Here is a 13,830-nt window from a genome sequence, read left to right as displayed (position 1 = left end):
TGTTCCTTAGACAGTAGGGCGTTGTGAGAGTGCGGCAGCCGCCGCGATGCCGAGGGCAGCAGCATTGCCGGTCAGCACGCTGGCTTCGTCCTTCGCGGAAAGCTGCGCCCCGATGACCTCGGCAACAGGGCGCTCGGAGCCCATGTCGAACGGGTAGTCCGAGCCGAGGAGCACCTGCTCCGGGCCCGCTGCCGCCACCAGTGCCCGCAGCTCACCGGCGCTGTGGACCAGGGAATCGAAGTAGAGCTTCTTCAGGTACGACGACGGCGGCTTGGCGCAGCCGTGTGCCTCCGGCCGGACCTTCCAGGCATGGTCCGAGCGGCCGAGGGTGGTGGGAAGGTAGCCTCCGCCATGCGCGGCCAGAACCTTCAGTCCTTGGTGCCGGTCCAGGACCCCGCTGAAGATGAGGTGGGACAGGGCAACCGCATTTTCTGCGGGCTGGGAGACAGTGTTGGCAAGGTAGAACCGGTCCAGCCGCTCATCAAGGGAGCAACCAAACGGATGGAGGAAAATAAGAGCGCCCAGTTCCTCTGCCCGGCTCCAAAACGGTTCCAGCCGCGGATCGGACAATTCAACGGTGCTGCGTTCCGGACTTCCGGGAGTAGCCGCGAATGATCCGATTTCCACACCAAGCAGCCCGCACTCCAGGACCGCGTGCTCCAGTGCCTCCACCATGAGTGCGGGGTGCTGGAGCGGGACCAGGCCCAGGCCGTTGAGGCGTTCCGGGGCGCGGTCAACGAACTCCCGCACTGCCTGGTTGGCGGCCTTCGCCACCTGCAGCGACAGGCCTTCCCCCGCGAAGTAGTAGAAGTGCGACGGCGACGGCGAGACCAGCTGCACGTCCACGCCTTGGGCATCCATGTCCGAAAGCCGGCGGTCGAGGTCTGTCAGCTGCGGCCATCGCTCTCTGACCATCCGGCCTGAGATGGCCATGGAATCAGCCCCGTGGCGCAGCACCTCCAGCGACTGCTGGGCCCCGAAGCCCTCGGGGTCGGCTTCGGCGACCATCTGCTGCAGGGCCGGAAGCAGGACGTGGGCGTGGACGTCCACGGTAGGGCTGGACGCCTCGAGGATGAAGCTGTTGCTCATGCAGGTTCCTTCACCATGACGGACACCGAATGCACCAAACCCGGGACATCGGCGTCGCGGACACCGTCCAGCATCCACTGGCCCAGCTGGACGGACGCGTTGACCACTGCCTTGGCCCGGTCCAGCCGGCGGTCAGTGAACTCCTTCCAGACAGTTTCGGTGACCTCGTCGGCCTTGATCAGCAGTTCGGCGAGCACGGCCGCGTCCTCGAGCGCCATGGCAGCCCCCTGGGCCACCGTGGGCGGGCAGCTGTGGGCGGCATCGCCGATGATCACGGTGCGGCCACGGTTCCAGGGCCCATCCACCAAGTGCGTGGTGAACCAGGTGTAGTTGATGCGGGCACTGTGGTCCAGGTTCGAGCGGATCTCATTCCACGGTCCGCCGTAGGCCGCGGCAAGTTCGGACATGATCCGCGGGCCGTCCTCGTGCCGGCGCTCCTGCGCCCGCTCCACCAGGTAGGCGTAGATGGTGTCCGGGCCGGTGGGGCAGTAGCCGGCGATGAAGCAGGGGCCACCGTAGGTGAGGTCCGTGCGGACCACGTCGGCGGGACGTTCCACGAAGGCACGCCAGATGCCCATCCCGGTGGACTTGGGTTCAATGTCGATGCCGATGGCTTTACGTACGGCTGAGTGCAGGCCGTCGGCGCCGATCAGGAGATCGTAGCGGGCTGTGTTGCCGTCGGCGGTGCCCACGGTGACGGAGCCGCCGTCGTCCGTTATTCCGGTCAGGGTCTTGCCGTAACTGATCCGGGCGCCGGCCTGCTCCGCCCGGTCCCGGAGGATGGCGGTCAGGTCGGGGCGGTACATGCCCAGGGTGGCCGGCAGGTCGTCGCCGCCGGTCCGCATGTCGTCCAGGACTGCAACGACGGTGCCGGCAGGGTCCGGAGCCCGCAGCCCAAGGGTGCTGAATGCATAACCCTTCGCCTCGATCTGCTCCCAGACGCCGAGCTGGCGCAGGACCCGAAGGGCATTCCCCTGCAGGGTGATTCCGGATCCGAGCGTCTGTGGGGCGTCGGCCCTCTCAAGCACTTCCACGTGGATTCCGGCGTCGGCCAGGAGGATGGCTGCGGTCAGTCCCGCGGCTCCCGCCCCGACGATTCCGACGTTCTGTACTGCTGCCATCGCTGACTCCTTTGTATTGACGGCGTTACTGCTCGTGGTGGTTTGCGGCTGTTGATGTGATCGCTACCGGAGGGCAATCGGGTTGACGGGGGAACCGACGGCGCCGGTGATGGGAAGCGGGGCGGCCGTCAGCAAGAAATCGTACCGGCCGTCCGCTGCGCAGGCTGCGGCAAGTGCGTCCGGGTCCCACATTTCGCCCAGGAACAGCCCGAGGTTGGGGATGGCGATCTGGTGGAGGGGCTGGAAGGCGTCGTCGAATTCGTTGGGACGGACCTCGAAACCCCAAGTGTCCGTCGCGATCCCGGCGATTTCGCTTCCGTGCAGCCACGGGGCCGTGCGGAAGGACAGCCCGGGTGCCGGCCCGCCGGCATAGTCGCCCCAGCCTTCGCGGCGGGTCCTGGAGTACTGCCCTGTGCGGATTACCACGATGTCCCCCCGCCCAACCTTCGCGCTGGGCCCCTGGAGTTCGATGGTCCGGTGCAGGTGCTCGGGGGTGATGGCGAAGCCGTCCGGCAGTTCACCGTCGAGCCTTCCGAGCTCCGGTCCGAGCGCCCTGCCAACATCCAGCAGCACTCCGCGGCTGACGATTTTGGCAGCTGCGGTCTCGATGCCCGTGACCAGGTCACCTTCGGAGGTCACGACGTCCCCGGCGGCGCGGCCGTTCCAGGCCTTGCCACGGTCGAAGATGTGGCCCAGCCCGTCCCACTGGGTGGAGCACTGCAGCGGCATGGCGATCACGTCATCGGCGCCGCCGATGCCGTGCGGGAAACCTTGGTTTCCGCGTTCCGCGTCCACTCCGGTGTCCGTCATGGTGTGGACGGGGTTGGTACGGCGCCGCCAGCCCTTTTGGGGCCCGTTGGTATCAAAGGGCTGGGACAGCGAGAATGCTTCGCCGGTGCGAACCAGCGCTGCTGCTTCCACACGTTTTGCGGCATCGATGAAGTTCAGAGTGCCCAAGACATCGTCTTCGCCCCAGCGGCCCCAATTGTTGTACCTGTAGGCGGCCGCCGTGATGCTTGCCAGCGGATCCCCGCGCTGGATCAGCTGCTCTTCCACCGCATCGGCTGTCACGGCTGGACCTCGTCCTTGCAGCGGATCAGCTGGGTGCCGAGCCCGGTGATGGTGCCTTCCATAACGTCGCCGTCCTGGAGCAGGCGGCCCCAGTGAGCGCCGTTGCCGGCAGGGCTGCCGGTGAGGACCAGGTCGCCCGGGCGCAGCGGCATGATCTGCGACGCTTCGCTGACCAGTTTGGCCACGCCGAAGATCATGTCCGAGGTGGATTCGTCCTGCATGGCCTTGCCGTTGAGCTTCAGCGTCACCTGGACGTCCTGCGGGTCGCCGAAGAATTTGGCGGGTACCAGCAGGGGTCCGGCGGGCAGGAAGCCCGGGGCGTTCTTGGCGCGGTACCAGTCCGAGCCGATGGCGGGCATGTCCTTGCGGAACACATATTCGCGGGTGGTGATGTCGTTGACCATGGTGTAGCCGAACACGTACCCGAGGGCCTCCTCCGGGGTGACGCGGAACGCCGTCCTGCCGATCACCGCTGCCAGTTCAAGTTCCCAGTCGTGGGACTTGCTGTAGGAGGGCAGGGTGAGGTCGTCCGTGGCGGACGCGATCGCCGTCGGAAGTCCGATGAAGAAGTACGGCGTGCCCTGGCCCGCGCGCTTGTCCATGATGGCCGCCGTCTTGGCGCGCACATCCTCCTCGTCCTCGCCCGGTTCGCGGTGCGCTGCGGCGAGGTCGATCACGTGCTTGCGGTAGTTAGCGCCGGTTTGCAGTACCTGCGCAGGCTCAACCGGGGCAAGGATTTCGACGTCGGCCGCCGCCAGGCCGGTGTCCTTGCCGGCAGTGGCGGCCAGGGAGTCCAACTGGCCTTCGGTGGTGTCCCAGTGCTCGATCAGGGAGTTGATGTCCCCGTCCAGCGGCAGGACCCGGTTTTCCACCAGCAGGCCCACGCGGGCCTTGCTGTCGCCGGCTTCCTGGAACCGGACCAGGGCATACTGTGTTTCGGTCATTGTCCTTTAGCCCCGGCCCTGCTTGGAGTACGGGTTCAGGAGGGCTTCCTTCATCTCCGGGGAAGCGCCCTCCTCCGTGGCGGTGAAACCCTCGGCCGGCGGGAACGATTCCGTCATGGAGTGCGGCATTGCACCGTTCTTGTAGAAGTTGTTGGAGCCCTCCGACGGCTTCCAGGTGTTGGCCTCCCAGTCCGGAACATAGTTGCGGTAGCCGCCGGAGTTGAGCTCCACACGCAGGCCGGACGGTTCACGGAAGTAGAGGAAGTTCTGTTCGCCGATGCCGTGGATCGAGGGGCCGTACTCCATGGGAGTGCCGTTCTCCATGAGAACGTCCGCGGTGCGCAGCAGGTCCTCGTGGGTGTCCACCCAGAACGCGACGTGGTTCACGCGGCCGGCACGGCTGGAGGTGTCCAGGACCACCCCAAGGTCGTGGGACTTCTCGTTGGTGGTGAGGACCGAGAACACGGTGATGGGGGCCTCGTCGAGTTCGGTGAACGCCATCACGCGGAAGCCCAGTGCCTCGTTGTACCACTTGGCGAAGCCGCGGACATCGGAGGAGGCTACGGTGACGTGGTCCAGGAAGCGGGGTGCGGCAGCGTGGCTGCTGCGGCGCTCGGGACGGTCCGGGTAAGTGGATTCAAAGCCGGGCTCGGCCACGAACTTCTCGACGTCGAAGAAGAGGCGCATGTGGTGGCCGTAGGGGCCGGTGAACTCGTAGGCCTTGCCGTAGCCGTGGCCGCCTGCGGTCCAGGTGCCCTGGACGCCGGTTGCTTCGATGCGCTGGGCTGCGGCTTCAAGGGCTGCCTGGGAGGTGGTACGCCAGGCCATGCGCCCCAGGGACGCTTCCGGTCCTTCGGTGATGACCAGGCTGTAGCGGTAGTAGTCGCCCCAGCAGCGCAGGTAGACGTTGCCGTCCACTCGGTCGATGATGCGCATGCCGAACTTTTCCTCGTAGAACCGTGCCGAGGCTTCGACGTCCGGGGTGGTGATCTCGAGGTGGGCAAGATGGGAGAGCGGAGTTTCCACGTTGAAGTCCTTCTGGTTACTGGCTGCGGTACTGGTTGCTGCAGGTCCTGTAACTACTGTGAGGCACTTCATATATTTGGGGAAGACGAGGTTCTTGATATCAGGTATCCGTTCCGCTGATACCTGCATGCCCCCGAAACGGCTGTGGCCGGGCACCTGTTTTCCTGCCCAGGACGCTCTCTCACTTGATGCAGGTTAATCGCCATCGCTCTCTCACTCTCCAGGGGAAAGTGAGAGAGCGATGGCCAAAATGATGCAGTAACTGCGAGAGCGTTTCGGCGGGGACCTGAAAACCCGCTGCCCCTACTCCTTCCCCAGCCCCGCAGCCGAGGTCTTCTCGCCCGTTACGCCGTTGAGCGCGGTGAGGTCGAAGATGCCGCTGATGTCGGCCTGCTTGGTGGTGCCGGCAGCCACGCCGTCGGCCAGGAGCTTCCCATAGGTTCCGGCCAGCGGGTCCACGGTGAACACAATGTTCTTCAGCGAGCGGTCGATGACGTCGGCCTTCAGCTCGGCGCCCGCGGCTTCCTTGAGGGCAGCGTTGATGACGCTGGCCTTTTCGCCATCGGCCGCACTGTTCAGCCACTCGACTGACTTCACGTGGCCCTTGAGCAGCGCTTTCACAGTGTCCGGGTGGTCGGCGGCGAACTTCTGGTTGACAATCAGGATGGTGGTGGGGAACTCGCCCGGCTTGCCGGACAGCGAGCCGTCCCACAGGTCCTTTTCGTCCACCAGGACCTTGGCTCCGGCAGTGAGCACCAGGCGTGAGGCCCACGGCTCAGGCAACCACGCGCCGTCGAGCTTTCCGTCCTGGAACAGCTTCAGCGTCTGCGCGTTCTCCGTGGGGTTGATGGCAACGTCGCCGCTGCCGTCCACGTTGGTCTGGTACCCCTCCGACGCGAGCCAGGACCGGAGGGCCACGTCCTGCGTACCGCCGAGCTGCGGGGAGGCAAGCGTTTTGCCCCTTAGGTCCGCTGCGGAGCTGATCTCCGGCCTGACCACCAGCTGGGCGCCGCCGGCTGCAGCGCCGGCGATGATGTTCACCGATTCGCCGCCGCTCTTCACGAACGAGTTGATGGCGGGGTTCGGGCCAATGTACGTGGCGTCAATGGCGCCCGCGTTCAGGGCCTCGATCGCGGCCGGGCCCGCGTTGAACACCTGGGTGCCGAGCCTGGTGCTGCCGAGCTCCTCCGCGATGTAGCCCTGGCTTACCCCCACCAGGGCGGGGGCGTGGGTGACGTTGCCGAAGTATCCAAGCTTGAGTTCCGCGGCGGGGTTGCCGGCGGGGGCGGTCTCCTGCACTGCCGCGGAGGTCCCGCCGGTCACGGCGGAGGCGACGGCGGCGCCCCCACCAATGAGGGCAAGGATGCCGACGGCGATGCCTACCTTAAGGCCGAGCGGCCGTTTGGGAGCGGCGGACTGTCCGGCAACGATCCGGGTGGAGCTTTGCTGGGTCTGGGGGCTCTTGGGCCTCTGGCTGGACGGATCTGACACTGGAGTTCCTTTGCTGGGGCGGATGCTGAGACGAGATTACGGAGCGCCCGGCAGCGCCACAATCATTCCCGTAGCGGGCGTTCACGGGAGGTCGCGTGGGCTCAACAAGGCGTAGCACAGCGACAAGAAACGTCGCGGGACGTCTTTTTCCAGTGCGCCCGAAGGAGCGCCCCTGTGCAATGAGTCCCCATAGGTTGCCGGTCACTCGGGCCTGTTTCCGGGTGCCGAAGCGGACGTACGATCAGGCATGGAAAAGCTGAAATTTGAGGTGAATATCAAGGCTCCCGCCCAAACGGTCTGGGCAACGATGCTCGATGACGCCACGTACCGGGAATGGACGAGTGCCTTCAGCGAGACAGGTTCCTTCTATGAGGGCGACTGGAACACGGGCAGCGAGATTCGATTCCTCGGCCCGGACGGTGAGGGGTCCGTGGGAGGGATGATCGCAACAGTTGAGGACTGCCGGCCGCATGAGTTCGTCTCCCTGCGATATCTCGGCCAGATCGTCGATGGTGTGGAGGACAGGACAAGCGATGCGGCGAAGAAATTCATCGGAGCCCACGAAAACTATTCATTCACCGAAGCTGACGGGGTGACGAGGGTCGAGGTGGAGCTTGACAGCGTGGACGAGTGGGCGGCCATGCTGAATGACACTTGGCCCGTGGCCCTCGCCAAACTCAAGGACCTCGCCGAAGCTCGGGTCTAACCTACGGCGCTGGGCGCCCGGGCGGCGTAGGCAACATCCGTTTAGGCGGCTTTGACGAGCGGGAGTTCGTCCCAGTGGGTGGTGTAGCGGGGCGAGCGCATGTTCCGTTTCATGGTCCAGTCCAGGCCCGTTTTGATCCCGCCGTGGCCCAGGCCAATGGAGCCGCGTCCGAAGCGGCTGCTCACGTCTTCCAGGAGGGTGCCGATGCGGCGTTCCTCGTGCCGGTTCTCGAACAGTTCCAGCGGGGATTGGTTGCCGCTGGGCCGCAGGTCCGTGAGCATGAGCCCCACTTTGGCGTACCGGATGCCTTCGCGGATGTTGGGCAGCAGGGCGTGCGCCGCCTTGGTGAGCAGGAGCGGGTCCGCTGTGGGCATCGGCAGCGGGACGCACACCGACGGATAGGACTGTTCCTGTCCGCTGAAGGGCGAGGTGCCGGCGAATGCCGTGAGGACTTTCGCCTGCAGCCCATGTTTGGCCAGCCGCGCGCTCGCATTCTGGCCGTAGATGCTGAGGACCTGCCGCAGCCCGGCAGCGGTGGTGACCGGGGTGGCGAAGGAACGCGAGAAGATCAGCTGGTCCCGGCCCAGGCGTTCCTCCTCCATGGGGATGCAGGGTGTCCCGTTGAGCTCCAGGACGGTGCGCATCATCACCACCGAGAACTTGTCCCGGATGGCCACGGGCTCGGCGCGGGCGAGGTCCAGGACGGTGTGGATGCCGATTGCGTTCAGGCGCCCGGCCAGGCGGCCGGCGATGCCCCAGATTTCCTCGACGGACAGGCGTGCCAGCAGTTGCTCCCGCACGGCAGCAGGAACGCTGTCCCAGTGGCATACCCCGCCAAACGCGGGGTTGTTCTTGGCCCACTTGTTGCACAACTTGGCCAGCGTTTTGGTGGGTGCGATTCCAACACATACCGGCACGCCGACGTTGCGGCGGACGGCGTTCTTCATGGTCCTGCCCAGAGCCAGCAGCTGCTCCGGCTCACCTTTCACCCCGAGGAAGGCCTCGTCGATGCTGTAAACCTCCAGCCACGCCGAGTACCTGCCGAGCAGCTCCATGACCCGGGCGCTGATGTCCCCGTAGAGCTCGTAGTTGCTGGACTTGGCCACCAGCCCCCATTCCTTCGCGCGGGGCGCGAGTTTGAACCATGGCTCGCCGGTGGCAATGCCCAGGGCTTTCGCTTCGGGGGAGCGGGTCACGGCGCAGCCGTCATTGTTCGAGAGCACCACCAGAGGCCTGCCCTCCAGCGAAGGATCGAAGGCACGTTCCGCCGAGGCGTAGAAGCAGTTGACGTCCACGTGGGCGATCTGCGGCATCTGCCGCATGATGGCGGGCTTGCTCATGGCCGTGCCGGAAGACGGCGCCGGCTAGACATGGTGCAGGCACCTGGTGGCCACGCCCCAGATGGTCAGCTCCGAGAGGGCAGGCACTTTGATGTCCGGATACTTTGGATTTTCCGCCTGCAGCACCACTCCCGTGGCAGTCAGGCGCAGGCGCTTCACAGTCAGTTCCCCGTCCAGTACGGCGATGACCACGGACCCGTCCTTTGCTTCCAGGGCCCTGTTGACGATCAGCTCGTCACCGTCACTGATGCCGGCGCGCTCCATGGAGTCTCCCGTCACCCGGACAACAAAGGTGCTGGTGATGTCCTTGATCAGGTGGGCGTTCAGGTCGATCCGCCCATCAAAGTAGTCCTGCGCCGGTGACGGAAACCCTGCGGCGACGGGCACCGGCGAGATCAGCACCGAGAACAATGAGGCGCCCGCATCTATCACGCGGGGACCGATAATAACGCCCACAACACACCTTTATTCGAATATATGTTCGATTACTTCAGTGTAGCCCCTGCCTCTGACAAAGCCATCCCCTCCGTACTGCAGGGTGGGACGCAATGGTGAAGGCCGCCGTCGTGCCTTGACAGACAGCAGCGCTGCCGCACCTGACGGCGACGCCCATTAAACACAGGAGTGGTGCTGCCCAGCTGGGCAGCACCACTCCTCGTCTAATTGTGGCTAAGTCAGCCGGCGACGGCGGGCCGTGACTCCCGGACCACCGACGGCGTGAACTTCGCCCCGGTGTCCGGGAAGGAGGGCACCTGGATGCGGGCGTGGGTGTGGACTTCCTGAACCGTCCGGCGGGTGTGCTCCGCGATCTCCTCCATGGTGGCCACCCACATGCCGTCCATCCCCTTGACCCGTTCAATCAGCCGTTCCAACGCCACGGCCTTGGAGGGCCGGCCGGAGATGAACGGATGGTTGGTGAGGACAAAGCAGCTGCCCTGCGCGTGGTGTGCCTCCGCCTCCAGCGTCCACATCTCCAGGACCTTCGCCGGGCTTTCGATGACGCCGCTGCCGGTGACGCCGGGGTAGAACGCGTACTGCTCCCAGTCGTCCAGCGCCCAGTCCACGGGAATCTCCACGATGTCCCGGGAGTCGCCCGGGGCGACGCTGAAGCGGTAGGGGGCATCGCCGTCGAGCAGGCTCGAATCGTAGAGGAATCCGCGGTCCGCCAGAAGGGCCGGGGAATGCCAGTTCAGTTCCCACCACGGCGCCCGGTAGCCCACCGGCTCCACCCCAGCTGCCTTGGCCAGCGCCTCCAGGCCGCGGTCCATGTAGCGCGCCTCCGTCTCAGCGTCGATACCCTGCATGGGCTCGTGCAGGTAGCCGTGGTGCGCCACCTCGTGCCCCGCATCCACGATGCGCCGGACGGTGTCCGGATAGCACTCGGCCGTGAAGCCGGGGACGAAGAACGTGGCGCGGATGTCCTGCCGCTGGAGGATCTGCAGCAGCCGGGGAACTGCCACCTTGGGCCCGTAGGACTGGTGGGTCATGAGGGACATCCGGCTGGTGCTCTTGGGATCGTGCGCGATGGTGCAGGATTCGGCGTCGACGTCGAAGGTGAAGGAGGCTGCCGCCTGCTTGCCCTCGGGCCAGGTGATCGGGTGGGCGGAATCCGGGAATGCTTCAAAGGTCATGGCGGAAAGTCCTAGGGCTTAGAGGGCTGCAGGCTGGGCGGGGACGCTGGCCACGGCTGCAGATGGCTGGGCGTCGGCACTGGCGGCCGGGGCGGATTCGAGGAACTTGCGGTGAACCCTCGGACCCAGGATGGCGTAGCTCGTGGCGCTCGCCAGCCCGCCAGCCAGCCAGGACAGGTCCAAGCCGCCCATGGCCACGGCGAAGGGGCCCTGCATGGCGGGAACGAGGCCGTACATAAACAGCCAGGTGGCGAAGATGCCTACCAGGAGGGAGGTGACTCCCGCCCAGTTGACGCCGGGCAGCCGCTTGGTGCCGACGCCGTCGAACAGCCGTGCGGGGTTGCCGGGCCAGCGCTTCTCGATCCAGAAGTAATGCACCAGCATGACGCCGCCCCAGGCGGCCACCCAGGCCACCAGGCCGATGAGCCAGGCGTCCAGGACCGCCGCGAAGTCCTCCTGGAAGATGAAGAAGACGACGGCGATCAGCGAGAAGACGCCGACGAACAGGTTCAGCTTGCGGCGGCTGATGGTGATGTCCAGTGACTGGGTGGCCACCGAGAAGGTGTAGATGTTCAGGATGTTGGTGGCGATGGGGCCGTGCAGCACCATCAGCAGGACGGGCAGCGCGAGGACGCCGAAGTTCTGGACGATGAGCTTTCCGGGGTCGATTTCACCGCTGTTGGTGGCCAGGCTCGCACCCAGGACGCCGAGCCAGACGACCGGGATGAACTGGCCCAGGACGGAGGCCAGGTAGACCTTCTTCTTGGGGACTTCGGTGCTGACGAAGCGGGAGTAGTCGGCGGCGTATGTGAACCAGGTGATGCCCCAGCCGATGCCGATTGCCGTCATCACGGCACTCATGGCCGCGATCCGCTCGGAGCCTTCCAGGATGTTGCCCGCGGGGCCGGCGTAGGCCCAATCGATCTTCATGCCGAACCAGGCCACAGCGGACATGACGGCCAGGATGATGATGGTGGGCGGGACGGTCCACTTTTCGAAGGCGGCGATTGCCTTGTAGCCGAACCAGGCGATGGCCACCTGGGTGGCCATGATCCCTGTGGCCACAGCAATCTTCCAGGCATAGTTCTGTGCCGTGGGATCCACCCAGCCGAGCGTTCCGAACAGTGCCATCACCAGGTCCAGGATGATCCAGGTGTTGACGGCGCACCAGCCGATCACCAGGAGGGCCTGGATGCTTGCGGGGAGGTAGTTTCCGCGCCGGCCGAAGGCGGCCCGGGCCAGGACCATGCCGGTGGCGCCGGTCTTCTGGCCCAGCAGGACGAAGCAGCCAAAGAGCAGCATGCCGATCAGGTTGCCCAGGACCAGGACGGTGACGGTGTCCGCGAAACCCAACCCCAGGTGGATTCCGAGGGCACCCAGCACCCAGTTGATGGGGGCGAGGTTGGCGCCGGCCCAGATCCAGAACTGGCCTGAAACCTTGTGCGTGCGCTGGGACTCGGGAATGGGCTGGAGCCAGGCTTCGCAGTCTTCGGCCGGCGCCATTGCCGGCCCAGACTGCTTCGTGGAGAGGTTGTCTTGCATGGGGAAAGCCTCCAGTAAGTGAAAGGGATAGATCCAGATTATGTGGCTCATGCCACAACCACCACATACAATGTGTCGTGAAGATTTGCCTTCTACTTGACGGAGTGTCATGCCAATACGGCTGCAGGATGTTTTGAAACATTCCACCCTCACACCCGCGGATCCAGTAATCCGCGCAGCGGCGGCGATTGCGGCCCAAACGCAGCTGCGCTGGATCCACTCGAGTGAGGTCTTGGACATCGCACCGTTACTTGGCGGCGGAGAACTGCTGCTCACCGGCGGCCAGGCGCTGGCCGCGGCGACGGATAAGCGGCGTATCGGCTACATCTGGGAGCTGGCGGAACGTGGAGTGGCCGCACTGGCCATCGAGACAGGTACCGCCCTGCCGTCCATTCCTTCGTCCATGGTGGGAGCGGCTGAAGCTGCCGGACTTCCGTTGATAGAGCTGCGCAAAAGGGTGCCGTTCGTGGGCGTCATGGAAGCCATCAATTCGTTGCTGGTGAGCGAGTCGGCTGCGCACCTGCAGCTGGCTGACCGGGCAAGCCATGCCATGGCGGTGGAGCTGGCCCACGGCGGCAGCCTTGACCGGATCCTGGCTGTCCTTGCTGACGCTACCGGCGCGGAAGTTGCCCTGACATCCAACGCGGGGGCTCCGCTGGCGAGTGCACTGCCTGCCGACTATGCCGGGGGCGGCGGCCCGGCCCCATCGGTGGAGACCGACCAGGACAGGGCACGCACCACCAATATTGACGTGTCCGTGCGGGGCATCCCTTCAGCGCGTCTGAGCCTCCGCACGTTGGAGGGAGGAGACGTGAACCTGGCAAGGATTGCCGGGAACCGCTCGGTGTACATTCTGGTACTGGCCCTGCTGCAGCGCATGCCGCCCGGCCTGAAGGAGATGGCGGGTGCCGCACTGATCCGCGCCGTTGATGCCGGTACGCAAAACTGGCGGCTCCAGCAGCTCGCCCCGGCTGCGGGGATTCCTCCGGCCGCGCAGCTGGTGGCGGTTGTGGTCCGTTCTCCTGGCTCCCGGCAGTTGCGAACCTCAGTGGAGCAGCTGCTGGACCGGGTGGGCCGGCACAGTGCCAGCTATGCGGATAACGAGGAACTGCTGGCGCTCGCGGCGTTGCGGACCGGAAAAGCGCAGGAGGACCGGAGCGAGATCCTGGCCGGGCTCCGGACGCTCGAACTGCCCGAGGGCAGCATCAGCGCGGTAGGCCCCGTGGCATCGGGGATTTCGTCGGCACCCTGGTCGCTGGCCGAGGCGCGGCTGACCCTGGATATTGGAGCCCGTAATGAACTGCGCCCGTCCGGGGCGCGGCTCACCACTGGGGCGCTCGACGCGGAGGCGTTTGCGGTGGAACGGATGGCCTTCCATTCCTTGGATGCGGCCAGGCGCGAGGATTTTGTGCGCCAGCAGTTGGGATTCGTCCTTGACTACGATGCGCAGCGCCGCTCGCAGCTGGCCGAAACGCTGCGGGTGTGGCTGGACTCCGGTTGCAATACCGCCCAGGCTGCGCGGGAACTGCACCTGGAGCGGCAGTCCATGCACCAGCGTTTGCAACGGATCTTCTCCCTTTGCGGCGGCGACCCCCGCAGTACCGGCCGCCTTGCCGCACTCCACTTGGCCAGCCGCCTCGCTGCCATGCACTCCGACTAGGACGCTCTCTCACTTGATGCCCCTTTTTTGGCGACGCTCTCGCACTTAACGTCGGCTTCCGGCCGACCCTCGTTACCTTTTTCGTAGCCCGTTTCCTGTTGCAGGATGAGGGTGTGCTGGCCTGCCGGTCCTGGGCATGATTGCGACCCTCTGTTGATCGATGATCCTGAGAGTGTTGTCACCTGGGGCTGGTAGGTGCCGGGGAAACC

At 65.6% G+C, this 13,830-nt stretch carries 12 protein-coding genes; 2 read left to right on the top strand and 10 right to left on the bottom strand.

The genetic code is table 11. The features are described from left to right. Nucleotides 1-6: 6 nt before the first annotated feature. From ACKAE7_RS09105 to ACKAE7_RS09080, 6 genes are all read right to left on the bottom strand, one after another. Nucleotides 7-1,089 (bottom strand): amidohydrolase family protein, encoded by a 1,083-nt coding sequence (locus tag ACKAE7_RS09105; protein WP_408978989.1) that lies wholly within the window; start codon nt 1,087-1,089, stop codon nt 7-9. Then, nucleotides 1,086-2,210 carry an FAD-dependent monooxygenase gene (locus ACKAE7_RS09100; protein ID WP_190614088.1) on the bottom strand — a complete coding sequence of 375 codons (1,125 nt, stop codon included), beginning with the start codon at nt 2,208-2,210 and terminating at the stop codon, nt 1,086-1,088. Before ACKAE7_RS09100 ends, ACKAE7_RS09105 begins: the two co-directional genes overlap by 4 nt. A 63-nt stretch (nt 2,211-2,273) precedes the next feature. Then, nucleotides 2,274-3,281 carry a cyclase family protein gene (locus tag ACKAE7_RS09095; RefSeq protein ID WP_321201512.1) on the bottom strand — a complete coding sequence of 336 codons (1,008 nt, stop codon included), beginning with the start codon at nt 3,279-3,281 and terminating at the stop codon, nt 2,274-2,276. Continuing rightward, entirely contained in the window at nt 3,278-4,225 is a 948-nt protein-coding gene (locus ACKAE7_RS09090; protein ID WP_190614091.1) for a fumarylacetoacetate hydrolase family protein, read from the bottom strand. The genes ACKAE7_RS09095 and ACKAE7_RS09090 overlap by 4 nt, the downstream gene beginning before the upstream one ends. A gap of 6 nt (nt 4,226-4,231) precedes the next feature. Then, a complete protein-coding gene (locus ACKAE7_RS09085) occupies nt 4,232-5,251 on the bottom strand; it encodes a VOC family protein (RefSeq protein ID WP_190614093.1) in 1,020 nt (339 codons plus the stop codon). Nucleotides 5,252-5,554: 303 nt separating this feature from the next. Next, complete coding sequence (locus ACKAE7_RS09080) at nt 5,555-6,742, bottom strand: ABC transporter substrate-binding protein (RefSeq protein WP_408978988.1); 1,188 nt, start codon at nt 6,740-6,742, stop codon at nt 5,555-5,557. A gap of 268 nt (nt 6,743-7,010) precedes the next feature. Between ACKAE7_RS09080 and ACKAE7_RS09075 the strand changes: the two genes are divergently transcribed. Beyond that, on the top strand, nt 7,011-7,448 hold the full coding sequence (locus ACKAE7_RS09075; protein WP_408978987.1) for an SRPBCC domain-containing protein: 438 nt from the start codon (nt 7,011-7,013) through the stop codon (nt 7,446-7,448). A 41-nt stretch (nt 7,449-7,489) separates the two neighbouring features. Here ACKAE7_RS09075 and ACKAE7_RS09070 read toward each other — a convergent pair whose 3' ends face one another. The 4 genes from ACKAE7_RS09070 to ACKAE7_RS09055 all read right to left on the bottom strand — a co-directional run bounded on the left by ACKAE7_RS09070 (nt 7,490) and on the right by ACKAE7_RS09055 (nt 11,961). Next, a complete protein-coding gene (locus ACKAE7_RS09070; RefSeq protein ID WP_408978986.1) occupies nt 7,490-8,788 on the bottom strand; it encodes a Y-family DNA polymerase in 1,299 nt (432 codons plus the stop codon). A 24-nt stretch (nt 8,789-8,812) separates the two neighbouring features. Next, nucleotides 8,813-9,244 carry a translesion error-prone DNA polymerase V autoproteolytic subunit gene (locus tag ACKAE7_RS09065; protein WP_190614100.1) on the bottom strand — a complete coding sequence of 144 codons (432 nt, stop codon included), beginning with the start codon at nt 9,242-9,244 and terminating at the stop codon, nt 8,813-8,815. A 218-nt stretch (nt 9,245-9,462) separates the two neighbouring features. Further along, on the bottom strand, nt 9,463-10,419 hold the full coding sequence (locus tag ACKAE7_RS09060) for a polysaccharide deacetylase (protein WP_190614103.1): 957 nt from the start codon (nt 10,417-10,419) through the stop codon (nt 9,463-9,465). Between the two features lie 18 nt (nt 10,420-10,437). Next, nucleotides 10,438-11,961 carry a cytosine permease gene (locus ACKAE7_RS09055; protein WP_190614105.1) on the bottom strand — a complete coding sequence of 508 codons (1,524 nt, stop codon included), beginning with the start codon at nt 11,959-11,961 and terminating at the stop codon, nt 10,438-10,440. A gap of 109 nt (nt 11,962-12,070) precedes the next feature. On the opposite strand from ACKAE7_RS09055, the gene ACKAE7_RS09050 reads away from it, so the two are divergent. Then, a complete protein-coding gene (locus ACKAE7_RS09050; protein ID WP_408978985.1) occupies nt 12,071-13,621 on the top strand; it encodes a PucR family transcriptional regulator ligand-binding domain-containing protein in 1,551 nt (516 codons plus the stop codon). The last annotated feature ends 209 nt before the right edge of the window (nt 13,622-13,830 follow it).

Origin of the sequence: Pseudarthrobacter sp. NKDBFgelt (genome assembly GCF_046097905.1) — a bacterium.
Classification (GTDB): Bacteria; Actinomycetota; Actinomycetes; order Actinomycetales; family Micrococcaceae; genus Arthrobacter; species Arthrobacter polychromogenes.
Note: the sequence above shows the minus strand (reverse complement) of the source record. Positions and strands in the feature narration are given on the sequence as shown.